This is a genomic window from Streptomyces nanshensis (assembly GCF_001751255.1).
Taxonomy (GTDB): domain Bacteria; phylum Actinomycetota; class Actinomycetes; order Streptomycetales; family Streptomycetaceae; genus Streptomyces; species Streptomyces nanshensis_A.
Genome location: NZ_LJGW01000729.1, coordinates 1 through 23652 on the forward strand (window position 1 = coordinate 1; position 23652 = coordinate 23652).

The 23652-nt window shown below is 72.0% G+C and carries 16 protein-coding genes and 2 pseudogenes; 9 read left to right on the forward strand and 9 right to left on the reverse strand.

Features of this window, described 5'->3' with window-relative positions; genetic code table 11:
* Nucleotides 1-220, forward strand: a pseudogene (locus AN218_RS33720) (questin oxidase family protein); the annotation flags it as partial.
* Nucleotides 221-282: 62 nt separating this feature from the next.
* On the opposite strand, the gene AN218_RS33725 reads toward AN218_RS33720, so the two are convergent.
* Both AN218_RS33725 and AN218_RS33730 read right to left on the reverse strand, forming a co-directional pair.
* Nucleotides 283-903, reverse strand: a complete 621-nt coding sequence (locus AN218_RS33725) for an L-threonylcarbamoyladenylate synthase (RefSeq protein ID WP_070020833.1) — start codon at nucleotides 901-903, stop codon at nucleotides 283-285.
* A 149-nt stretch (nucleotides 904-1052) separates the two neighbouring features.
* Nucleotides 1053-1607 carry an O-acetyl-ADP-ribose deacetylase gene (locus tag AN218_RS33730; protein ID WP_070020834.1) on the reverse strand — a complete coding sequence of 185 codons (555 nt, stop codon included), beginning with the start codon at nucleotides 1605-1607 and terminating at the stop codon, nucleotides 1053-1055.
* A gap of 272 nt (nucleotides 1608-1879) precedes the next feature.
* On the opposite strand from AN218_RS33730, the gene AN218_RS33735 reads away from it, so the two are divergent.
* Entirely contained in the window at nucleotides 1880-3175 is a 1296-nt protein-coding gene (locus AN218_RS33735) for an exo-beta-N-acetylmuramidase NamZ family protein (protein ID WP_070020835.1), read from the forward strand.
* Nucleotides 3176-3278: 103 nt separating this feature from the next.
* On the opposite strand, the gene AN218_RS33740 is transcribed toward AN218_RS33735, so the two are convergent.
* On the reverse strand, nucleotides 3279-4586 hold the full coding sequence (locus tag AN218_RS33740) for an MFS transporter (protein WP_070020836.1): 1308 nt from the start codon (nucleotides 4584-4586) through the stop codon (nucleotides 3279-3281).
* Nucleotides 4587-4694: 108 nt separating this feature from the next.
* A complete protein-coding gene (locus tag AN218_RS33745; RefSeq protein WP_079132887.1) occupies nucleotides 4695-6731 on the reverse strand; it encodes an ABC transporter ATP-binding protein in 2037 nt (678 codons plus the stop codon).
* A gap of 175 nt (nucleotides 6732-6906) precedes the next feature.
* Between AN218_RS33745 and AN218_RS33750 the strand changes: the two genes are divergently transcribed.
* On the forward strand, nucleotides 6907-9870 hold the full coding sequence (locus AN218_RS33750; protein WP_070020837.1) for an FAD-binding and (Fe-S)-binding domain-containing protein: 2964 nt from the start codon (nucleotides 6907-6909) through the stop codon (nucleotides 9868-9870).
* A gap of 178 nt (nucleotides 9871-10048) precedes the next feature.
* Here the strand turns inward: AN218_RS33750 and AN218_RS33755 are convergent, their stop codons facing one another.
* Together AN218_RS33755 and AN218_RS33760 are read right to left on the reverse strand one after the other, a co-directional pair.
* A complete protein-coding gene (locus tag AN218_RS33755) occupies nucleotides 10049-11416 on the reverse strand; it encodes an alpha-amylase (protein WP_070020838.1) in 1368 nt (455 codons plus the stop codon).
* Between the two features lie 272 nt (nucleotides 11417-11688).
* Nucleotides 11689-12384, reverse strand: coding sequence for a L,D-transpeptidase family protein (locus AN218_RS33760; RefSeq protein WP_107421646.1), 696 nt, complete (start codon nucleotides 12382-12384; stop codon nucleotides 11689-11691).
* 318 nt (nucleotides 12385-12702) lie between these two features.
* Between AN218_RS33760 and AN218_RS33765 the strand changes: the two genes are divergently transcribed.
* Together AN218_RS33765 and AN218_RS33770 are read left to right on the forward strand one after the other, a co-directional pair.
* Nucleotides 12703-14721, forward strand: coding sequence for an ABC transporter transmembrane domain-containing protein (locus AN218_RS33765; protein WP_079132889.1), 2019 nt, complete (start codon nucleotides 12703-12705; stop codon nucleotides 14719-14721).
* Nucleotides 14718-16595, forward strand: a complete 1878-nt coding sequence (locus AN218_RS33770; RefSeq protein ID WP_079132890.1) for an ABC transporter ATP-binding protein — start codon at nucleotides 14718-14720, stop codon at nucleotides 16593-16595. The genes AN218_RS33765 and AN218_RS33770 overlap by 4 nt, the downstream gene beginning before the upstream one ends.
* A 41-nt stretch (nucleotides 16596-16636) precedes the next feature.
* On the opposite strand, the gene AN218_RS33775 is transcribed toward AN218_RS33770, so the two are convergent.
* The gene (locus AN218_RS33775; RefSeq protein ID WP_070020840.1) at nucleotides 16637-17431 is read right to left on the reverse strand and encodes a metal-dependent hydrolase; all 795 of its coding nucleotides are present in this window, start codon (nucleotides 17429-17431) and stop codon (nucleotides 16637-16639) included.
* Nucleotides 17432-17612: 181 nt separating this feature from the next.
* Between AN218_RS33775 and AN218_RS33780 the strand changes: the two genes are divergently transcribed.
* Together AN218_RS33780 and tesB are read left to right on the forward strand one after the other, a co-directional pair.
* Nucleotides 17613-20141: a DEAD/DEAH box helicase gene (locus AN218_RS33780; RefSeq protein ID WP_070020841.1), complete on the forward strand. Its 2529-nt coding sequence runs from the start codon at nucleotides 17613-17615 to the stop codon at nucleotides 20139-20141.
* Nucleotides 20142-20178: 37 nt separating this feature from the next.
* The gene (gene tesB / locus AN218_RS33785) at nucleotides 20179-21045 is read left to right on the forward strand and encodes an acyl-CoA thioesterase II (RefSeq protein ID WP_070020842.1); all 867 of its coding nucleotides are present in this window, start codon (nucleotides 20179-20181) and stop codon (nucleotides 21043-21045) included.
* On the opposite strand, the gene AN218_RS33790 is transcribed toward tesB, so the two are convergent.
* Together AN218_RS33790 and AN218_RS33795 are read right to left on the reverse strand one after the other, a co-directional pair.
* Entirely contained in the window at nucleotides 21026-22009 is a 984-nt protein-coding gene (locus AN218_RS33790) for a DUF6397 family protein (RefSeq protein ID WP_244900919.1), read from the reverse strand. The genes tesB and AN218_RS33790 overlap by 20 nt on opposite strands.
* A 413-nt stretch (nucleotides 22010-22422) precedes the next feature.
* The gene (locus tag AN218_RS33795) at nucleotides 22423-22815 is read right to left on the reverse strand and encodes a roadblock/LC7 domain-containing protein (RefSeq protein ID WP_070020844.1); all 393 of its coding nucleotides are present in this window, start codon (nucleotides 22813-22815) and stop codon (nucleotides 22423-22425) included.
* Between the two features lie 128 nt (nucleotides 22816-22943).
* Between AN218_RS33795 and AN218_RS33800 the strand changes: the two genes are divergently transcribed.
* Nucleotides 22944-23372, forward strand: coding sequence for a PPOX class F420-dependent oxidoreductase (locus AN218_RS33800; RefSeq protein WP_070020845.1), 429 nt, complete (start codon nucleotides 22944-22946; stop codon nucleotides 23370-23372).
* A gap of 85 nt (nucleotides 23373-23457) precedes the next feature.
* Nucleotides 23458-23652: pseudogene (locus tag AN218_RS33805) on the forward strand (SAM-dependent methyltransferase); the annotation flags it as partial.

Consider the following 23652-nt stretch of genomic DNA (forward strand, 5'->3'; position numbering starts at 1 on the left):
CGCCTACACGCCGGCCTCGGCCGCACCGCCGCCGGACGCCGCACCCCGCCAGGACCCGGGCGAGGTCTTCGCGCGGGTGACGGCCCACGGCGACGAGCACGCCATCAAGCTCGCCGACACCGCTCTCGACGTCGCCGCCTGGGACGCCGAACAGCGCGGCGCGGACGCGGCGTTCGCCGCGGCGCTGCGTGCGATGGAGCTGATCGACCCGACGGCGTAGAAGCGGCACATGGCGTCCACGCTCCGCCGGAAACCGGAGCCGGAGGCGCCGGACCGGGACCGCTACTCGAACCGGGAGACGTCCCCCGCTCCCCTGCGGACGATCTCGGCCTCGCCGCCGGAGAAGTCGATGACCGTGGTCGGCTCGGTGCCGCAGTCGCCGGAGTCGATCACGGCGTCCACGGAGTGGTCGAGCCGTTCCTTGATCTCCCAGCCCTGGGTCAGCGGTTCCTCCTCGTCGGGCAGCAGCAGCGTGCTGGAGAGCAGCGGCTCGCCGAGTTCGTCGAGCAGGGCCCGTACGACGACGTGGTCGGGGATGCGCACGCCCACCGTCTTCTTCTTCGGGTGCAGCAGCTTGCGCGGCACCTCCTTCGTCGCGGGGAGGATGAAGGTGTAACTGCCGGGGGTCGCCGCCTTGATCGCGCGGAAGACGTCGTTGTCGACGTGGACGAACTGGCCGAGCTGCGCGAAGTCCCGGCAGACCAGGGTGAAATGGTGCCGGTCGTCGAGGCGCCGGATGGTGCGGATGCGGCTCACGCCGTCGCGGCTGCCGAGCTGGCAGCCCAGCGCGAAACAGGAGTCCGTGGGGTACGCCACGAGCGCGTCGGAGCGGATGCTCTCGGCCACGGAGCCGATGATGCGGCGTTGGGGGTTCTCGGGGTGGACGTCGTAATACCTCGCCATCCGCCGAGGGTATAGGCCGCCGCCGACAGCGTCGCAGGGTGCCCGTGCCGGCGGACGGACCGGTGGGCTCTCACGGCGCCGCGGCGGCGGTGCCGGTGTGATCACGTACGGGTACGGACGTGCGGCTGCGGGTGCGGGATCCTCCGCCGTCAGCCGACGTGCTGGGCGAAGGCCGCGTACGCACGCTCGTCGAAGAGGACGAAGCGCACCTCCTCCACCGCCGTCTCCGCCTCCCGTACGGTCTCGACGGCGATGCGCGCCCCGTCCTCCAGCGGCCACCCGTACACGCCGGTGGAGACGGCCGGGAAGGCGACCGTACGGGCGCCCAACTCCCCCGCCACACGCAGCGATTCGCGATAGCACGAGGCCAGCAGCTCCGAGCGGTCCTCGTTCTTGGCCCAGACCGGCCCGACGGTGTGGATCACCCAGCGTGCGGGCAGCCTGCCCGCCGTCGTCGCGACGGCCCGGCCGGTCGGCAGGCCCTTGCCGTACTGGGAGGCGCGCAGGTCACGGCACTCCGCGAGGATGTCAGGGCCGCCCTTGCGGTGGATGGCCCCGTCGACTCCCCCGCCGCCCAGCAGCGAGGAGTTGGCGGCGTTGACGACCGCGTCGGCGTCCTGCTCGGTGATGTCGCCCCGCACGATCGTGAGGCGCGGTCGTCCGTCCGGCCGTCCGCCCGGATCGGAGTGCGTCGGATTCGGCATACGGGTCATCCTCGCACCGCCCACTGTCATTGCGCGTACCACTGGCGGCGGGCGCGCACCACTGGCAGCCGCCATGGCCGTGGGATACCTTGCGTGACCAGCCGCCCCGACCGTACGGAACGCTCACCGCGAGCCCTCCGCCCCGACCGCTCCACTCCGGCCGCCCCCGACCCGTCCTTGCATCGGCCCCCTCTCGACCAGCCCTCTCGACCAGCCCCTCTCGCCCCTCTCGCCCCTCTCCGTCACGACCGTCTCCGGAAGGAACGCCCGCGATGTCCAGCGCCCCCTCCCGCCGCTCGATCTTCCTCGGCGGCACGGCCGCCGCCCTCGGCGCACCGCTGCTGACCGCCAGCACCGCCTCGGCCGCGACCGCCGCCGCGGGCCGCCGGCCCGGCGGCCGGGTCACCACGGGTGCGGAGACCGCGGCGGCCTCCGGCTGGGAGATGCTGCGCGGCCGCAAGGTCGGCGTGGTCAGCAACCCGACGGGTGTGCTGCGCGACACCAGCCACGTCGTGGACTCCATGGCGGCGCACAAGGAGCTGAACATCGTCGGCGTCTTCGGTCCGGAGCACGGCTTCCGCGGCAGCGCCCAGGCGGGCGAGTCCGAGCCGGAGTTCGAGGACCCGCGCACCGGTCTGACGGTCTACGACGCCTACGGCGCGGACGAGGCGAAGATGGCGAAGCTCTTCCGCAAGGCGGGGGCCGACACCGTCGTCTTCGACATCCAGGACGTCGGGGTCCGCTTCTACACCTACATCTGGACCATGTACCAGGCGATGGTCGCCGCCCGCGACACCGGCGCCGACTTCATCGTCCTGGACCGCCCGAACCCGGTGGGACGGCGGGCCGACGGGCCGCTGATGACGAAGGACTTCACCTCCGGCGTCGGTCTGAAGCCGATCATCCAGCAGCACGGTCTGACGGTGGGCGAGCTGGCCCGCTACTTCAACGGCGAGCTGCTGCCCGACGAGGGCAAGGGCGGCAAGGCGAACCTCGAGGTCGTCCGCGTACGGGGCTGGGACCCCTCGACTCCCGCGCAGGAGACGGGACTTCCGTGGGTGCCGCCGTCGCCGAACATGCCCTTCCCCGACACCGCGACCGCCTATGCGGGTACCGGCTACTTCGAGGGCACCAACCTCTCGGAGGGCCGCGGCACCACGCGCCCCTTCGAGTTCATCGGCGCCCCGTGGCTCGACTACCGCTACAGCGACCGGCTCAACGCCCGCAAGCTGCCCGGAGTCCGCTTCCGCGAGGGCTACTTCGTGCCCACCTTCAGCAAGCACGAGGGCAAGACCTGCGCGGGCGTCCAGCTCCACATCACCGACCCGCGCAGCTACCGGCCCATCGCCACGGCGGTGGCGATGCTGGCCGAGGCGGCCGAGTACAAGGACTTCGCCTGGCGCAAGGACGACGACCCACGGCCGTACTGGATCGACAAGCTCTCCGGGTCGACGCGGCTGCGGACGATGCTCGACGACGGCAAGAGCGTCGAGGAGGTCACCGCTGCCTGGGAGGACGAGGTGCGCGCCTTCGACCGCACCCGGCGGCAGTACCTCCTCTACCGCTGACGGACGGCTTCCGGGGCCAACTCCCGCCGCGTCTGCGGACGTACGAGCTGTACGTCCGCAGGCACGAGCACGGGACCGTACGCCGTCGGGGGCACCGGGAGCGTCACCGCGCGAGGGGCTTCTTCGCGCCCTCCGGCAGCTTCAGATACACCAGCGCGGAGACCAGGCACAGCGCCGCCACGTACCAGGGGAAGGCGCCCGGCCGTCCCAGGTCCTTGAAGAGCGTGCCCATGTAGGGGGCGGTGCCGCCGAAGAGCGCCACCGTCGCGGAGTACGGGAAGCCGATGCCGGAGGCCCGTACGCGGGCGGGGAAGACCTCCGCGTTCACGGCGGCGGCGATCGAGGTGTAGCCGGTCAGCAGGATCATGCCCGCGCACTGCACGAGCAGCAGCGACGTGAACGAGGTGTCGATCGCGTTCAGCAGCGGCACGCACAGCACCGCGAAGCCGATCGAGAAGACCAGCAGCAGCGGCTTGCGTCCGACGCGGTCGGAGAGGAGCCCGCCCAGCGGCTGCAGCAGAGCGAAGAACGCCAGGGAGATCGTGCCGATCAGCAGCGAATCGCCTTTGTCGAAGCCGACGTTGACCTGTGCGTACGTCGGCAGGTACGAGGTCCAGGTGTAGTACGCGATGGTGGCGCCCGCGGTGATGCCGCAGATCAGCAACGACTCGCGCGGATGGGTCCGCAGCGCCTCGAAGAGTCCGGGGCGCGGCGCCGCCTGCTGCTCGGCGCTGCGCGTCTCCTGCGATCCGCGCCTGATCCAGAAGCCGACGAGGCTGAGCAGCGCGCCGAGCACGAACGCCGCGCGCCAGCCCCACTGGTGCATCGCCGCGTCGTCGACGCGGGCGACCAGCAGCGCGGTGACGCCGGAGGCGATGAGCTGCCCGACGGTGGTGGAGACGTACTGGAAGCTGGAGAACAGTCCGCGCCGTCCGGGGCCCGCGGACTCCACGAGGAACGTGGTCGCGGCGGCGAACTCGCCGCCCACGGACAGTCCTTGGAGCAGCCTCGCGATCACCAGCACGACCGGTCCGGCCAGCCCGGCGGCGGCGTAGGTGGGGGTGAGCGCGAGCAGGAGGCTGCTGCCGCCCATCATCAGGATGGTGGCGGTCAGCGCGGCACGGCGTCCGCTGCGGTCGGCGATGGCCCCGAGCAGCAGCCCGCCGATGGGCCGCATGAAGAAGCCGACGGCGAAGACGGCGAACGTCGACAGCAGCGGGAGCAGGGAGTCGTCCGCGCCCGCGGGAAAGATCTCGTCGGCGATGAAGGTGGCAAGGAAGGTGTAGGCGAGCCAGTCGTACCACTCGACGGCGTTGCCGACGGAAGCGGCGAGAAGCTGGCGGCCCGGGCGCATCGGCGGGGCCTCGCCGGCCGCTTGCGAGGGCCCGGCGGCATCGGTGGGCTGCGTCATGAGCCGTCATCTCCCCAGAAATCCCGTGGGCACACGTGTGCGCAGGCATGCTCACGAAACCCACCCGTGCCGGGCTCTTCGAGTCGATGCCGTGCGGCGGCGGGAGCCTCAGTGCACGGGGGCGTCGGCCGGGCCTGCGGGTGAGGGGGAGGCCGTGGCGGCCGGTGCGGCGTCCGGAATCCCGCTCTCCGATGGCGTCCTCGGGGCGGTGGGCACGGGCGTCTCGCCGGGGGCTCCGGGCGCCGCGGCCAGGCGGGCGTCGCGCCGCACGAGCGCCGCGTACCGCCCGTCCGCGGCCATGAGTTCGTCGTGCGTGCCGCGTTCCGCGATGCGTCCGGCGTCGAGCACGACGATCTGGTCGGCGTCGCGGACGGTGGAGAGACGGTGGGCGATGGTGACCGTGGTGCGTCCCGCGGAGAGGGCGTCGACGGCCTGCTGGACGTCGCGTTCGGTACGGGTGTCCAGCGCGCTGGTCGCCTCGTCCAGGATCAGCACGGGCGGATCGCGCAGGATCGTACGGGCCAGGGCGAGGCGCTGTTTCTCGCCGCCGGAGAAGCGGTGGCCGCGCTCCCCGACGAGGGTGTCGTAGCCGTCGGGCAGGGCGGCGATGTGGTCGTGGATCTGGGCGGCGCGGGCGGCGGCGTGGAGTTCGTCGCGGGTGGCGTCGGGCTTGGCGAAGCGCAGGTTCTCGGCGACGGAGGCGTGGAAGAGGTAGGTCTCCTGCGCGACGACGCCCACGGCGCGGGCGAGGGTGTCGAAGGAGAGGTCGCGTACGTCCGCGCCGTCGAGGGTGACGCGTCCGCCGGTCACGTCGTACAGGCGCGGCACGAGATGGCCGAGCGTGCTCTTGCCGGCTCCGGTGGCGCCGACGACGGCGAGGGAGGTGCCCGCGGGGACGGTGAGGTCGATGCCGCGCAGGGTCGGCGCCGCTCCCCCGCTGCCGCCGCTCTCGCCGCCCGTGCCTGCGCCGCCGGAGTCCGGACCGGCGCCGGCCCCGGGACCAGCCCCGGAACCGGACGCGGGACCGTACGGTGCGCCGTAGGAGAAGTCGACGTGCTCGAAGCGGAGTTCGCCGCGTACCCGCTCCATCCGTACGGGCTGCGCCGGTTCCTCGATGCCGACCGGCAAGTCCAGATACTCGAAGATGCGCTGGAAGAGGGCGAGGGAGGTCTGCATCTCCACGCCCGTCGACAGCAGCGAGACCGTCGGCCGCAGCAGCCCCTGTTGCAGGGTGACGAAGGCGACGAGGGTGCCGACGGACAGGCCCGGTCCGCCGAAGTGCACGAGCAGTCCGGCCGTCCAGTACAGCAGCGCCGGGATGGCGCCCATGACGATCCCGATGGTCGCCATCCGCCAGCGCCCCGCCATGTGCGAGCGGACCTCCAGGCCGACCAGGCGCTCCGACTCGTCGGCGAAGTGCCGGGTGAGGGAGTCGGCGCGGCCCATCGTCCGCCCGAGGAGGATGCCGCTGACGGACAGCGACTCGGTGACGAGGGCCGACATCGCCGCCATCTGCGCCTGCCGCTGTGTGGTGATGCGCTTGCGCTCCCGTCCGACGCGGCGGCTGATCCACACGAAGAACGGCAGGAGCAGCAGCGAGGCTGCCGTCAGCCGCCAGTCCAGGGCGAGCATCGCGGCGACGGTGGCGATGACGCCGGTGAGGTTGGAGACGAGCGACGTCGCGGTGGAGGTGACGGTGGCCTGCATGCCGCCGATGTCGTTGGCGATCCGGGACTGCACCTCGCCGGTGCGGGTCCGGGTGAAGAACGCCAGCGGCATCCGCTGGAGCTTGGCGTAGACGTCGGTGCGCAGGTCGTGCATCACGCGCTGGCCGACGGTGGTGGACAGATACGTCTGCAGGACGTTGAAGACGCTGCTGGTGACGGCGATGCCGATCAGCCCGAGCGCGAGCAGACCGAGCAGCGCGGTGCGGCGCTCGGGGATGGCGACGTCGAGGATCTCGCGCAGCAGGAACGGCGAGGCGACGGAGACCAGCGAGGAGGCGCCGACGAGCAGTCCGACGACGGCGAGACGACTGCGGTAGGGGCGGAAGATGCGCAGGATGCGCCGCAGTTGGCGGGGTTCGCCGCCGTCCGTCTCCTCGTCCTTGGGCTGGGAAGTCCACTGGGGTCTCTCGCGGTGCAACGGGCTCCTCGGGATGCGGATGCGGCGGAGCCGTCCGGACGCCGGGCCGCGGACGGTCCTTCGAGACTACGCCGCCGCCACGGCGTCCCCCGACGCGGAATCCGGCCGGAAGCGGTGCCGTGAGGGGGACCTACCATGGGCCGCACATCCGTCCGACGCGCGCCCAGGAGAGACCATGCCGCTGCTCGACCCAGGACACGGCGCGCTGCGGCCCCGCGCACAGGCCGGTCACGCGCCCGCGCACGACCGCGTCCCCGAGAGCCTGGCCGAGGGCACGCCGCAGCCGCTCCGCGGCGACCTGGTGCGGCTGCTGGGCGCGGAGAAGGTGTTGTGGAAGGTCTCGGACCTGGTGCGCTACGCCTCGGACGCGAGCCCGTACCGGTTCGTGCCGCAGGTCGTGGTGGTCGCCGAGGACGCCGGCGACGTCTCACGGGTGCTCGCCTACGCCCGCGAGAACGGCCGCCAAATCGTCTTCCGTGCGGCGGGCACCTCGCTGAACGGGCAGGCGCAGGGCGAGGACATCCTCGTGGACGTGCGCCGCCACTGGGCGGGCGTGGAGGTCCTCGGCGAGGACGGGGCCCGCGCGCGTATCCGTCCCGGGACGACGGTGGTGCGGGTCAACGCCGCGCTGGCGCCGTACGGGCGGCTCATCGGCCCGGACCCGGCGAGCGCGATCGCGTGCACCGTGGGCGGTGTCGTCGCCAACAACGCCTCCGGCATGACGGCGGGCACGACCCGCAACTCCTACCGCACCGTCGCCTCCCTCACCCTCGTCCTGCCGTCGGGCACGGTCGTGGACACCGGCGCACCGGACGCGGGCGAGCGCCTGGCCCGTGCCGAACCCGCCCTGTGCGAGGGCCTGATGGCGCTGAAGGCGGAGATCGAGGCGGACGCGGAGCTCACCGCCCGCATCCGCGCCAAGTACGAGCTGAAGAACACCAACGGCTACCGTCTCGACGCCTTCCTCGACGGCGAGGACCCGGTGAGCATCCTGCGCGGTCTGGCCGTCGGCTCGGAGGGCACCCTCGGCTTCATCTCCGAGGTCGTCTTCGACACCCTCCCGCTGCACCGGCGGACCTCGACGGGGCTGCTCTTCTTCCCCTCGCTCTCCTCGGCCGCGGCGGCGGTCCCCCGCTTCAACGAGGCGGGCGCGATGGCGGTGGAGCTGATGGACGGCAACACGCTGCGCGCGTCGGTGAGCGTCGCCGGCGTACCGTCCGACTGGGCCGGACTGCCGGGCGGGACCGCCGCGTTGCTGGTGGAGTTCCGCGCGCCCGACGAGGCGGAGCAGGAGAAGTGCGAGCAGCGGGCCGAGGCGGTGATGGCGGAGCTGGACCTGGTCGCCCCGGTGCCGTCGGTGACGAACTCCTTCACCCGTGACGCGAAGACCATCGGCTTCTACTGGAAGGCGCGCAAGGCATTCGTCTCGGCGGTCGGCGGCTCGCGTCCCTCGGGTACGACGCTGATCACCGAGGATTTCGCCGTACCGCCCTCCCGCCTCGCGGAGGCGTGCGAAGCGCTGCTGGAGCTGCAGGAGCGGCACGGCTTCGACGCGGCCGTCGCCGGGCACGCCGCGGACGGGAATCTGCACTTCCTGCTCGCGTTCGACGCCGCCGACGCGTCGGACGTGGCGCGCTACGCGGCGTTCATGGACGCCTTCTGCCGGCTGACGGTCGAGCGCTTCGACGGCTCCCTCAAGGCCGAGCACGCCACGGGCCGCAACATCGCGCCCTTCCTGGAACTGGAGTGGGGCGAGCGCGCCACCGGACTGATGTGGCGGATCAAGCAGACGCTCGACCCGGACGGCGTGCTCGCGCCGCGCGTGCTGCTGGACCGGGACCCGAAGGCGCATCTGCGCGGGCTGAAGTCGATCCCGCAGGTGGAGGCGGTGGCGGACCCGTGCATCGAGTGCGGCTTCTGCGAACCGACCTGCCCCAGCGGCGACTTGACGACCACTCCCCGCCAGCGCATCGTGCTGCGCCGGGAGATGCTCCGCCAGCCGGCCCGTTCCGCCGTGAGCGAGAACCTGCTGGAGAGCTACGGCTACGACGCCGTCGACACCTGCGCCGGCGATTCGACGTGCGCCCTGGCGTGCCCCGTCGGCATCGACACCGGCGCGATGATGAAGGACTTCCGGCACCGGCGTCACTCGCCGCGCGAGGAGCGCAACGCGGAACGTGCCGCGCGGCGCTTCGCCGTGGTGGAGCGTTCGGCCCGGCTGGCGGTCGCCGCCGCGGACGGGCTGCGCCGCCGGGTGCTGCCGCGGCGCGGCGAACGGCTGCTGGAGTCCCTGACGGGCGCGGCCCGCAAGACCGTACGCCCCGATCTCGTACCGGAGTGGCTGCCGCAGATCCCCGCGGCGGCGGCGAAGCATCTGCCCGCCACGGACCGTTCAGGCGCCGCGGCCGTCTACTACCCGGCGTGCGTCAACCGCATCTTCGGCGAACCGGACGGCTACGAGGGCCCTTCGCTGCCGCAGTCCGTGGTGATCGTCTCGGCGCGCGCGGGACGTCCGGTGTGGATTCCCGAGGACGTGGTGGGCACCTGCTGCGCGACGATCTGGCACTCGAAGGGGTACGAGGCGGGGAACCGGCTGATGGCCAACCGGATCGTGGAGGCGGCCTGGCGCTGGACGGACGGGGGCGAACTGCCGCTGGTGGTGGACGCCTCGTCGTGCACGCTGGGCATCGGCGAGGAGGTCGTCCCCTACCTCACGCCCGCCAACCGCAAACTGCACGAGCGGCTGACGGTGACCGACTCCGTCGCCTGGGCGGCGCAGGAGCTGCTGCCGCGCCTGACGGTCGAGCGGCGCACGGGGTCGGCGGTGCTCCATCCGACCTGTTCGATGCAGCACCTCGGCGGGAGCGAGCAGTTGCGCGCGGTGGCCGAGGCGTGCGCGGAGGAGGTCGTCGTCCCGGTGGACACGCGCTGCTGCGGCTTCGCGGGCGACCGCGGCATGCTGCACAAGGAGTTGACGGAGTCGGCCACGGCACGCGAGGCCGCGGAGGTGACCGCGCGCGACTTCGACGCGTATCTGTCGGCGAACCGGATGTGCGAGGTCGGCATGGACCACGCGACGGGCGGCCGCGGATACCGTTCGGTGCTGCTGGAGCTGGAGCGCGCGACCCGGCCCGCGTGACGTCCCGGAACGGCGGAACGGCAGAGCGGCGCGGCTGAGGGCCCCTGCGCCCGCCCGGTTGTTCTCGTCACGGGCGGGCGCAGGGATCCGGGAGGGCGCCCCGGCGCGGGCGGGCGCCCAGGTGTGCGGCGGTGCCCAAGTGTGTGGCGGTGCCGAGGCGTTGAGCGCTGCGCGCCGCCTACGACGTGGCGCCCGTGTGCAGCGCCACCACGCCCTTGGCGGGGACGGTGGCCTCGGCCTTGCCGTCCTCGCCGACGGTGACGGTGTTGCCGTCGCAGTCCTCCGGGTCCGCCTTCACGACGTTGCAGTACGTACCGGCGGGCAGCGACGTCTCGAACGTCCGCTTCGTCTCGGCGTCCCCGGCGTTCAGCGCGACGAAGCCCTTCCCCTTGCGTGCGAAGGACAGGGCGGTGCCCTCCGACCACCAGTCGCTCAACTCGGCGTCGCCGACGGCGTTACGGAAGCCGACCATGCCGGTGATCTCCCGCTGGGCGTGCATCTTGGTCCAGCCGTCGCCGCCGCTGGGCGGACCGGCGTCCTCGTCGGACCACTCGTAGCCGGAGAAGACGTTCGGCGATCCGTAGGGGTGCGCCAGCATGAAGGCGTTGGCGAGCTTGTAGAGGTCGCCGTCCTTGTAGGTGAGGGTCGAACCGTTGCGCTCGGTGTCCCAGTTGTCGACGAACGTACGGGCGTTGCCGCTCTCCAGCTTGCCGTCCGCGATGTCCTTCAGGCCGCTCACGTCGCCACCCTGGAAGGCGCTCTTGAGGTGCTTGCCGTAGCGGAACTCGTCCACGTCGCCCAGGCCGGTGTACTCGTCGGGCTGAACGGCCTCTCCGTCGCCCTGGATCACCTCCGAGACCCAGAACCCGGGATCGGCCATCTTGCCCTTGACGGCCTTCACATCGTCGGCGGACATATGCTTCGCGGCGTCGATGCGGAAGCCGTCGACGCCCATCTCCCGCAGCCCGTCGAGGTATTCGGCGATGGTGGAGCGCACCGTGTCGCTGCCGGTGTCGAGGTCGGCGAGACTGACGAGTTCGCAGGTCTGTACGTTCTCGCGGTCGCCGTAGTCGGAGATGTCCTTGCGGCAGGCGTGGAAGTCGGAGTCGCCGTAGGTGCCCGGGTAGTCGTACTTGCTGTACTCGGTGCCGCCGGTGCCCGTACCGGAGTCGGCTGCCATGTGGTTGATCACGGCGTCGGCGATCACCTTCACACCGGCGTCGTGGCAGGCACCGACCATGCTCTTGAACGCATCGGCGTCACCGAGCCGTCCGGCGATCTTGTAGCTGACGGGCTGGTACGAGGTCCACCACTGGTCGCCCTTGATGTGCTCGCTCGCGGGCGAGACCTCGACGTATCCGTACCCCGCAGGTCCGAGTGACTCCTTGCACGCCGTGCCCACATCGGCGAACGGCACCTCGAAGAGCGTCGCCGTGACGGTCTTCTCGCCGGGCGGCGCCGCCTGCGAGGGCCAGGCGGTGGCGGCGCCGATGCCGCCGGCGGCCAGGACCGCGGCCGTGCTCGCGCAGATCAGTCGCTTTCTCATCGTGTGCGGCTCCTTCGTCGTCGGACACAGGAGTGCCGAGGAAGGCAGCCACGCGCCAGGCCGCCGTGGGGGGTTGAGAGGGAGCCTGCCGCCGCACGCGCGCACACGTCAAGATGTGCAGCAATCGTTTCCAACGTCTTTCTGAAACTTCTTGCTCCGTCGGGGAGTTGGCCGACTGCCGTGTGCGCAGGGCCCGTTGGCGCAGGGCCGCGCAACGCCGCCGTCCCTGCGGCCGGTTCCCGTCCGCGGTCCCCGGCGGCGCCCGCTCCGCGTCATCCGTCCAGAGCGGCCTTGTCCCCCATGACCACCACCGGGTGCTTGGCCGGATCCAGCGTCCGCAGCAGATACTCCATCCCCTCGCGCGGGAGGCTCACACAGCCGGACGTGCCGCTTCCGTGATCCAGGTGCAGCCAGATGTTGCCGCCCTTGGACTGGCCCTCGGGCCGCGTCGGGTCGAGCGGCGAGGTGCCCTTCGCGCGGTTGTAGTCGATGGCGATGACGTGGTCGAAGTCGTGGCGGGTCCGCTTGGGCCAGTACGAGGGCGGGGTGAAGTCCGCGCTCGCGGTGTACGGCAGCTTGGCGCCCGGCGCGGAACGTACGCCTCCGGCGTCGGTGAGCGTGAAGACGCCCACGGGGCTGCGCTTGTCGTCCTCGTGGTGGTCGCGCGTCCAGCCCTTGCGGCCGTTGTGTGCGGGCCAGCTCCGCTCAGGGATCCACTTCTCACCCTTTTTGATGAACAGCCGTACCGTCGACGCCGCCGAGTCCTCTCCCTTGCCGTAGGCGACGACCGCCTGCCGCGTCTGCGACGGGAGACGCTGCTGCATTGCGTCGCCGACACCGGGCAGCCGCGTCGGGTCGGCCTTCTGCGCCGAGTCGCCGTGCGCCGCACCGCCCTTGTCGGCCGCGCCGCCGCTGCCGGACGGGCCCGTGGCGGCGCCGCTCTCGCCTCCGCATCCCGCCAGCGTCATGGCGAGGGCGGCGGCAGCCGCCCCGGCGACGGCGGCCCTCGCGACGGTCCCCGCCGTCTGTCCGCCCTGTACCTGAGACACCCCTTTTCCGCGCATGCACCCCATGCTCCCACTCCCCCGGGCGGGCCACGGGCGAGCGCCGCGCACGGCGGCCGGAGCGGACACGGAGCACAGGTGCCGGACGGGGCGCCGGAGTTGGGCCGACCGGCGGGAAAACCCGTTGCGCAGTGGCACGCGCACGGAGAGTCTGGCCGGACCGCCACCACTCGCCGCCACCGCGGACCGGGTCACCACTCGCGCCGAACGCTCTGGGACGTCATGCAGATTCGCGATCTACCCCACTCCGATCCCGGCACCCCCGATGTGCGTTCAGGCCCCCGATTCCTGCTGTGGCTGGGACGCATGCAGCTCGGAGGCCAGGCCAGATCGCTGGGGTGGGGCACCGTGCACATGGCGTCCGTCGCGTTCGTCCCGGCGATCGTCGGGCTGTCCCTGGAAGCGGTGGTCGAGGGCTCGGGCCGCGGTCTGGCCGAGGCGGGGGCGCTCCTCGCGGTGGTGGCGGTGACGGTGACGCTCGGCGACACGATGCTGCACCGTACGGCGATCACGAACTGGGTCACGGCCGCGGCCCGTGTGCAGCAGCTTCTGGCGCGCAGGGCGGCCGCTCTCGGTGCGACGCTCACGCAACGGGTCGCGGCGGGCGAGGTCGTGGCCGTCTCGACGGGCGACATCGAGAAGATCGGCTGGTGCGTGGAGTCCGCCTCCCGCTTCAGCGCGGCGCTGCTGACGACCGTCGGCGTGTGCGTCGGCCTCGTCCTGTACGAACCGCAGCTCGGCGTGCTCGTGTCCGCGGGGATGGTGCTGCTGGCCCTCACGGTGCTTCCGCTGCTGCCCCGCGCCACGCGCCGTGCGGACTTCCAGCGGGAGAAGGCGGGACGGGCGACGGAACTGGCGGCGGACACGGTCGCCGGGCTGCGGGTGCTGCGCGGGATCGGGGGCGAGGAACTGTTCCTCTCCCGCTACCGGACGGCGTCCCAGGAGGTCCGCCGTGCCGCGGTGCGCACCGCGCGGATGTGGGCGCTGATCGAGGCGGTGCAAGTGGCGCTTCCGGGGCTGCTGTTGGTGACCGTCGTGTGGCACGGGGCGCGGCTGGCGCTGGACGGGCGCATCGGCGTGGGCGAGTTGGTGACGGTCTACGGCGCGGTGACCTTCCTGCTCTTCCCGCTGCGGCTGTTCCAGGAGTTCGCGATGGCCTACTCCTTCTCCCGCCCGTCCGCGCAGCGCGCCGTACGGGTGCTGTCGCTGCGGCGGGGCGGCGAGGACGCCGGGGACGCGGACGGCGAGGACGGTGCCGGTGACGGCCGCCGGGAGGTGACCGCGCGCGGGGATCTCGACGGCGATCTGTACGACCCCGTCACCGGACTGCTCGCCCCCGCCGGCCAGTTGACGGCCGTGGTGTGCGGCGACCCGGAGGCGGCCGGCAAGCTGGCGGACCGGCTCGGCGGGCATCCGCCGGAACGGGACGGGGCGTGCGCCTCTGTCCTGCTCGGCGGCGTGCCGCTCGACGAGGTGCCGCTGAGCCGGGCACGCACGGCCGTGCTCGTCCAGGACAAAGACCCGGTGCTGCTCTCCGGCACTCTGCGGGAGCTGCTGGACGTCCCCGCCTCCGGCGACGTCACCGCGGAGCACGCGCTTCAGGCCGCGCAGTGCGGCGACGTACTGGACGCGCTCACCCGGGGCCGCGACCGCGGGGAGGCGGGAAGCGATCCGCTCGACGCCTCCGTCACCGAGCGCGGGCGCTCGCTCTCCGGCGGACAGCGGCAACGGCTCGCGCTCGCACGGTCGTTGGTGGCCGATCCCGGGGTGCTCGTACTGGACGAGCCGACCTCGGCGGTGGACGCCCACACCGAGGCGCGTATCGCCCGCTCCCTGCGCCGGGTACGTGCGGGGCGTACGACGGTGGTCTTCTCCTCCAGTCCACTGATGCTCGACCAGGCGGACCGCGTCGTGCTCGTACACGGCACACAGCCGGCGGTCTCCGGCACACACCGGGAACTGCTGGGCACCCATGCTGCGTACCGCGCCGTCGTCACCCGCGAGCCGGACGCACCGGATGCACTGGACGAGGCAGAACGCACGGACGACGCGGAGGGCGTGGGGACGACGGAACGCGTGGGAGCGACGGAGGAGACGGCGGCGGCAGCGAAGACGGCACGGACAGGCGGCGAGGGCGGCGGCTCAGCATCGTCACCGCCCGGTGGCCAAGTGGCCGCCGGCTCGGCCGCGTTGGACGGCCGTACACGCCTCGCCCAGGCGGAAGGAGCCGAGCGCACATGACCGGCCCCGCGACGTCCGACGCGCCCACGCCGCCCGCGTCCGCCCCGGCTCCGCCCGGCGGGGACGCGGCGGACTCCACCACGTCTCCGGGGCGCTCCGTCGGCCTGGACCCTCCTCTCTACGACCCGGCCTCGTCGGAGAACGCCACGACCCTCCCGGTCGGCAGCCCCGCCACCGTCCGCGGCTACGTACGCGAACTGCTGCGGCGGCACCGGCGCGCCTTCATCACGCTCGTCCTGGTCAACTCCGTCGCCGTGCTGACGTCGATGGCGGGGCCGTTCCTGCTGGGCGGCCTCGTCGACGACCTCACCGGCGGCGGGGACGTCCAACTCGGGCGCGTCGTCGGCCTGTTCGTCGTGGCGCTGGTCGTCCAGAGCCTCTTCGTGCGGGAGGTACGGCTGCGCGGGGCGATGCTCGGCGAACGCATGCTGGCGGATCTGCGCGAGGACTTCCTCGTACGGTCCGTCGCGCTGCCGCCCGGCGTGCTGGAGCAGGCCGGCACGGGCGATCTGCTCTCCCGGATCACCACGGACATCGACCGCCTCGCCAACGCGATGCGCGAGGCCGTGCCGCAACTGTCCATCGGCGTCGTGTGGGCGGCGCTGCTGCTGGGCGGGCTGACGGTCACCGCACCGCCGCTGGCACTGGCGGTACTCGTCGCGCTGCCCGTGCTGCTGGTCGGCTGCCGCTGGTATTACCGCCGGGCGCCCGGCGCCTACCGTTCGGAGGCCGCCGGGTACGCCGCCGTCGCCGGGGCCCTCGCGGAGACGGTCGACGCGGGCCGGACGGTGGAGGCGCACCGGCTGGGGGCGCGCCGCGTCGCGCTCTCGGAGCTGCGGATCTCGCAGTGGACGGCGTGGGAGCGCTACACCCTGTGGCTGCGCTCCGTCCTCTTCCCCGCCGTGAACGTCAGCAATGTGCTGCTGGTGGCGGGGGTGCTGATCTTCGGCGGGACGTTCGTGCTGTGGGGCTGGATCGGCGTAGGCCAACTGACGACGGGAGCGCTGCTCGCGCAGATGCTCTTCGAGCCCGTCGGTCTCATCCTGCGCTGGTACGACGAACTCCAGGTCGCCGAGGTCTCGTTGGGGCGGCTGGTGGGCGTACGGGAGATCGAACCGGACTCCGGCGACGCGCGCCTCGCTCCGCACGGACGTGAACTGCGCGCGGATCAGGTGCACTTCGGCTACCTCCCCGGCACCGACGTGCTGCACGGTGTGACGATGCGTGTGCCGCCGGGCACCCGCGTCGCGCTGGTGGGCCCCTCGGGAGCCGGGAAGTCCACTCTGGGGCGGCTGCTGGCCGGCATCTACGGACCCCGCACCGGCCATGTCGCCCTCGGCGAGGCGGAGTTGTCCCGGATGCCGGCGGAGCGCGTCCGGCGTCATGTCGCGCTCGTCAACCAGGAGCATCACGTCTTCGTCGGCTCGCTGCGCGACAACCTGCTCCTGGCACGTACGGACGCGAGCGACACCGAACTGTGGGAGGCACTCGGCTCGGTGGACGCGAGCGAGTGGGCGCGCTCCCTGCCGGACGGCCTGGACAGCGAGATCGGCTCCGGCGGGATCTCCGTGGCCCCGGCGCACGCGCAGCAGATCGCGCTGGCACGGCTGGTGCTGGCGGACCCGCACACGCTGGTGCTGGACGAGGCGACGTCGCTGCTCGATCCGCGCGCCGCACGTCATCTGGAGCGTTCGCTGGCCCGGGTCCTGCGGGGGCGTACCGTCGTCGCGATCGCGCACCGGCTGCACACCGCGCACGACGCGGACGTGATCGCCGTCGTGGAGGACGGCCGGATCAGCGAACTCGGCGGCCACGACGCCCTCGTCGCGGCGGACGGCGCGTACGCGGCGCTGTGGCGCTCCTGGCACGGCTGACCGTCCCGTGGACGGGACGTACCCGTCGGCCGGCGGGCCGGTCAGCCGATGAAGCCCAGTGCGAAGAGCGCTCCCGCGCCGCCGAGCACCATGAACAGCGGCATCAGCAGCCTCGTCTCGACCCACGCCCCGGCGCGGAAGCGCATGAACCGCGGTGTGCCCAGCGGATACCAGCGCTTCCCGCTTATCGGCACCGGCCACAGGATCGGGCAGCCCGAGATCGTGATCGCATCGCCGATGTTGTGCACCAGCGCCCCCAGCACGATCGGCAGGCCGAGCCACAGATACTCCTGGCCCGGTTCGGAGAAGAGCCAGTTCGCGCCGTTGCCCGGCTGGTCGAGGACACCGGCGAGGCTCCAGGCGCTGGTGGCCCCGAGCAGCCACACCAGGATGTCGCTGGAGACGCGGGCCGCCCGCCACAGCAGCCCCTCCACGGCGAGCACCATATGGATGAAGAGGATCACCAGCACCGCCCAGCGACCCCCGAAGACCGCCGCCGCCGAGAATCCGGCGCCGAGGAAGAGCGCCCAGGGCCAGGTGTGGGTAAGGGTGCGGTGGCCGCCGGAGCGGTGCCGCTCGCCCTGTCCGCGGGTGGAGTTGTAGACGGCCTCGGAGAGCTTGTCGATCACTCCGCACAGCAGACGGGAGAACGGCCCGAACGCCCGGGATATGGTCGCCGACTTGTGGTCGAGGTCGGGGGCGAGCGCGGCGCCGGAGCAGATCAGTGCTCCCGCCAGGAGCACCGGCCAGGGCATCGGGTGGTCCAGCGCGGCCGCGGCCGCTCCCGCACCCAGCCATGCGGCCGCTCCCGACAGCGAATGCGCCGGTCCCATCATGTCCGTCCCCCACCCCTGTGGCTGCTCGCAGCGATACCGTCCGCAGGCGCCCGCCGCCCCAACTGGCCGCCGTGGACGCTCCGATCGTCCCGGCCGCTGACGCCGTGTCGGCGACACAGCGTATCGGCAGATGATCACGGGTCGGCGACCGGTTCCCGGTAGCGGAAGCGAGGAAGGCAAGATGGGGTGCGTGACAGCCACCCTTATCGATCAGATGCCGGGCGAAGCCGACCCCGACGCCCTTTACGAAGCCTTCTCCGGCTGGGCCGAGGAACGGGGTATCTCGCTCTACCCCGCACAGGAGGAGGCGCTGATCGAGGTGGTCTCCGGCGCCAACGTGATCCTCTCCACGCCGACCGGCTCCGGTAAGAGCCTGGTCGCCGCGGGCGCCCACTTCGCGGCCCTCGCCCGAGACGAAGTCACCTTCTACACCGCCCCGATCAAGGCACTGGTCTCGGAGAAGTTCTTCGACCTGTGCAAGATCTTCGGCACCGAGAACGTCGGCATGCTCACCGGCGACGCCTCCGTCAACGCGGACGCTCCCGTCATCTGCTGCACCGCCGAGGTGCTCGCCTCGATCGCGCTGCGGGACGGCCCGGAGGCCGACATCGGCCAGGTCGTCATGGACGAGTTCCACTTCTACGCCGAACCGGACCGCGGCTGGGCCTGGCAGATCCCTCTGCTGGAGCTTCCGCAGGCCCAGTTCGTCCTGATGTCGGCCACGCTCGGCGACGTCAGCCGCTTCGAGGAGGACCTCACCCGGCGCACCGGCCGCGAGACCGCCGTCGTACGGTCCGCCACGCGTCCCGTGCCGCTGTCGTACGAATACCGCACGACCACGCTGACCGAGACCGTCACGGAGTTGCTGGAGACCCATCAGGCGCCGGTCTACATCGTCCACTTCACACAGGCGCAGGCCGTCGAGCGCGCGCAGGCGCTGATGAGCATCAACATGTGCACGCGTGCGGAGAAGGACGAGATCGCCAAGATCATCGGCAACTTCCGCTTCACCACCCGCTTCGGACGGAACCTCTCCCGGTACGTCCGGCACGGCGTCGGAGTGCACCACGCCGGGATGCTGCCCAAGTACCGGCGGCTCGTGGAACGGCTGGCGCAGGCCGGCCTGTTGAAGGTCATCTGCGGTACGGACACGCTCGGCGTCGGCGTCAACGTCCCCATCCGCACCGTGCTGTTCACCGCGCTCACCAAGTACGACGGGACGCGGGTGCGTACGCTGCGGGCGCGGGAGTTCCACCAGATCGCGGGCCGCGCCGGGCGAGCCGGCTTCGACACCTCCGGCTTCGTCGTCGCGCAGGCGCCGGAGCACGTCGTCGAGAACGAGAAGGCTCTCGCGAAGGCGGGCGACGACCCGAAGAAGCGGCGGAAGGTCGTCCGCAAGAAGGCCCCGGAGGGCTTCGTCAACTGGGGGCAGCAGACCTTCGAGAAGCTGATCGCCTCCGACCCGGAACCGCTCAACTCCCGCTTCCGCGTGACCCACGCGATGCTGCTGTCCGTGATCGCCCGGCCCGGCGACGCCTTCTCGCAGATGCGCAAGCTGCTGGAGGACAACCACGAGGACCGCCGCTCCCAGCTCCGGCACATCCGCAGGGCCATCGCCATCTACCGCTCGCTGCTGGACGGAGGCGTCGTCGAACGGCTCGACGAGCCGGACGCGCAGGGCCGCACCGTACGGCTCACCGTAGATCTCCAGCACAACTTCGCGCTCAACCAGCCGCTGTCCACCTTCGCGCTGGCCGCCTTCGACCTGCTCGACCCCGAATCCCCGTCGTACGCCCTCGACATGGTCTCCGTCGTCGAGTCCACGCTCGACGACCCCCGGCAGATCCTCGCCGCCCAGACCAACAAGGCCAAGGGCGAGGCCGTGGCGCAGATGAAGGCCGACGGCGTGGAGTACGAGGACCGGATGGAGCGGCTGATGGACATCACCCATCCCCAGCCGCTGGAGGAACTGCTCTTCCACGCCTACGGGCTCTACCGCAAGTCCCACCCGTGGGTCGGCGACCACCCGCTCTCCCCGAAGTCGGTCATCCGCGACATGTACGAACGCGCCATGACCTTCGCGGAGTTCGTCTCCTTCTACGAACTGGCCCGCACCGAGGGCATCGTGCTGCGCTACCTCGCCAGCGCCTACAAGGCCCTGGAGCACACCGTCCCGGACGAGAAGAAGTCCGAGGACTTCCAGGACATCATCGAGTGGCTCGGAGAGATGGTCCGCCAGGTCGACTCCAGTCTCCTGGACGAGTGGGAGCAGCTCGCCAACCCGGAGGAGGAGAGCGCCGAGGAGGCGCAGGAGCGCGCCGACCACGTGCGGCCCGTCACCGCCAACTCCCGTGCCTTCCGCGTCCTGGTGCGCAACGCGATGTTCCGCCGGGTCGAGCTCGCCGCGCTGGACAAGGTCGGGGAACTGGGCGAGATGGACGCCGAGTCGGGCTGGGACGAGGACGCCTGGGCGCAGGCCATGGACGGCTACTGGGAGGAGTACGACGACCTGGGCACCGGCCCCGACGCGCGCGGGCCCGCGCTGCTGCGCATCGAGGAGGTGCCGGAGGAGGCGCTGTGGCGCGTACGGCAGACCTTCGCCGACCCCGCGGGAGACCGCGACTGGGGCGTCTCCGCCGAGGTCGACCTCACCGCCTCCGACGAGGAGGGCCGCGCCGTGATCAAGGTGACCGACGTGGGCCGGCTGTGAGCCGCGGTCCGCGTCCCGTGGCAGAGGAGCACTTCCCATGACCAGCCCCGCCGAGCAGCTCGCCGGGCTTCTCGACCTGGAGCAGATCGAGGTCGACATCTTCCGCGGGCGCAGCCCGCAGGAGCACCTCCAGCGTGTCTTCGGCGGCCAGGTCGCCGGGCAGGCGCTCGTCGCCGCGGGGCGCACCACCGACGGGCAGCGCCCCGTGCACTCCCTGCACGCGTACTTCCTGCGTCCCGGCGTGCCGGGAGTGCCCATCGTGTACCAGGTCGAACGGGTGCGGGACGGACGGTCGTTCACCACCCGCCGCGTCGTGGCCGTGCAGCAGGGCCGGACGATCTTCAATCTCACCGCTTCCTTCCACCAGCCGGAGCGGGGCATCGACCACCAGGTCCCGATGCCCCGGGTGCCGGACCCGGAGAGCCTTCCTCAACTGGCCGAGGAGATCCGCGACCACCTCGGCGAACTCCCCGAGACCCTGGAGCGCATGGAGCGCCGCATGGCCTTCGACATCCGCTACGTGGAGCGGCTGCGCTGGGAGGCGGGCGAGCTGCGGGACGCGGAGCCGCGCAGTGGTGTGTGGATGCGGGCCATCGGTTCCCTCGGCGACGACCCGCTCATCCACACCTGCGCCCTCACCTACGCCAGCGACATGACGCTCCTGGACGCCGTACGCATCCCCGTCGAACCGCTGTGGGGCCCACGGGGCTTCGACATGGCCTCCCTGGATCACGCGATGTGGTTCCACCGGCCGTTCCGCGCGGACGAGTGGTTCCTCTACCAGCAGGAGTCACCCATCGCGACCGGCGGCCGCGGACTGGCACGCGGCCAGATCTTCGACCGCGACGGCCAGTTGATCGTCTCGGTGATGCAGGAGGGCCTGTTCAGAAAGCTGGGCGGCTGAGCCCGACCGTCCACTCCCGTCTCGCGTCGCGGCACCAGCGGACCGGGAGCGCCCGTCCCACGCAAGCCCGGTGCAGCACCCGTGTCCAGCCGTCCCGTGCCCGAGCCTTCTCCGCTGCGGCCGCCGTCTCCGCCTGGCCACGGCACGTACGCGCCCGCTCCGCGGACCCGGTGCCGCGTGCGGAACGCGAACCCCGCCCCGTACCCGTACGGCACTGCTCCGGCTCCCTCACGGCAGCCGCCGACGGCAGGGAGCGGACCGGTGGGAGCGCGCAGGCGCGCCCCGCGACCGGGACGGCGGAACGGACGGGTCGGGCGCGACGCACCGCACGGGCCGCGTCCTGTGCGGTGGCGGACTGTTCGGCGGCGCGTGCCGTCTCCAAGTCGGCGGCGAGCAGCAGCCGTTGCCAGAAGATCTCGTCCTCGGCGGAGGCCGTGCACACCTGCCGTGCCAGCTCGCCCACGGCGGCGGATCTGCCGCGGTGCGGTGTCAGCTCAGGCCGCAGGGCGCGTAGCCGGGCCCGCTCACGGGCGTCGGGAACGGCCTCCTCCAGCACGTCACCGGCGAGCACCGCGGCCCGGGCCGCAGCCGCCTCCCAGGGCCCTTCGGCCTGCCGACACAGCTCGCCCACCCGGCGCCCCCGCCAGTGCCCCGCCCGCAGGTCGACCCCTTCCGCGAGCAGTATCCGCAGCCCGCGCGGCAGATACCCGGCGAGCAGTTCGGGACGCCGCTGCGCGAACTCCCGCAGCTCCGGCGCCAAGTAGAGCCACACCACCGTGCGGTAGCGGTTCACATAGAAGCTGACCGGGCTGAAGCAGCCGCCCCGCGCGAGGCGTGCGAAGCGCGCGGACGAGATGCCGAGCAGCCGTGCCCCGCCTCCCGCGTCCACGGTGTGCAGCCGTGCCCGCAGCCCGTCCGGGAAGTCCTCCTCCGCGCGCAGCCGGGCCAGTTCCGAGCGGGGCACCCGCAAGCGCCGCCTCCCGCCGGCCGCCGCCGCTTCTCCTCCGCGGACTGTCGCATCCGCGTCGCCGACCGGACCGCCCTCACCGTCCCTACTCTCCGCAGTGTCCGTACCCTCCGTACGGAGCGTGCGCACTTCTCCCAGCCGCACCGCCAGCTCCAACGCCCTCGGCGCCAGGCCCAGTTCCCTCGCGGCCGTGCTCATCGCGGCATCATCCGGCATCGTCGCCCCCGTCTCACTGTCGTCTCCCGCTGTCTTCCAGCTACTGACAGTGACGAGGCTAGACCGACGGACAGAATCCCGCCGGACCCTGTGGATAACTCCGCGCTGACCGTGAGCGCATCGACTCAGCGCCAGGAGCCGGAGCAGGCGCTCACCGCCCGGCTCCCCCGCCGTCACGCACCAGCCACGGCACGCTATGTGCCGTTGCGCGCCTCCAGGCCGAGGTGCTCACCGACCCGGTTGACCAGCAGCGTCATCTCGTAGGCAACGGCACCCACATCCGTGTCCGGCCCGGTCAGCACGCACAAGCAGCTTCCCTCGCCCGCAGAGGTCACGAAGAGCAGACCCTCCTCGAACTCGATCATCGTCTGCCGCACACGACCCGAACCGAAGTGCGTCCCCGACCCCTTGGCCAGGGACTGAAGCCCGGACGCGACCGCGGCGAGATGCTCGGCGTCGGCCTTCTCCAGGCTCTGGCTGCTGGCGGTGACCAGACCGTCGGTGGAGAGCACCATCGCGTGCCGTACGGTCGCGATGCGCTCCGTCAGGTCGTCGAGCAGCCAGTCGAGCCCTGTGTTCAGCGCCATCCCGGCGTTCCCCCTTCTCCTTAGCTGCTGCCGTGCCACCCTTACCCACCACAACGCGGCGAGCAACCACACGCTTACGTGCCGCACGCCGTGCCACGAACCGTGTACGCCTCACGCAGTATGGACCCATGGCACACAAGATGACGCAGGACGAGTGGCGCCGGTTCGTCTCCGAGGGCACCCGCACGGGCAAGCTCTCCACGGTCCGCGCGGACGGCAGTCCCCACGTAGCCCCCGTCTGGTTCGTCCTCGACGGCGACGACCTGGTTCTCAACACCGGTGAGAACACCGTCAAGGGACGCAATCTCGCCCGCGACCCACGCGTCTCCTTCTGCGTTGACGACGAACGGCCGCCGTTCGCGTTCGCCGTCCTCAGCGGCCGGGCCGAGTTGAGCACCGAGCCGGACGCGATGCTGCACTGGGCGACCCGCATCGCGGCGCGCTACATGGGCGAGGAGGCGGGCGCGGAGTTCGGCGCGCGCAACGCCGTGCCCGGCGAACTCCTCGTACGGGTGCGCATCGAGAAGGTGGTGGCGCTCTCCGGCCTCGCCGACTGACCGGCCCGGATTCCGCCCCGCGCATCCCGCCCCGCGTATCTCCGGACCGTGGCCCCGGGGCGCCGGCCGTGGTCATCATGAGCCCATGCGCCATGACACGAGCGACGAGACCGCCCGCGTACGCGAGTTCTTCGGTGAGCGCGCGGGCCGCTGGGATGCCCGCTTCCCCGACGACGGTCCCGCCTACAAGCGGGCCGTCGCGGAGCTCGGGCCGCCCGAGGGCGGCGCCGTGCTCGACGCGGGATGCGGGACCGGGCGGGCGCTGCCTGCGCTGCGCGCG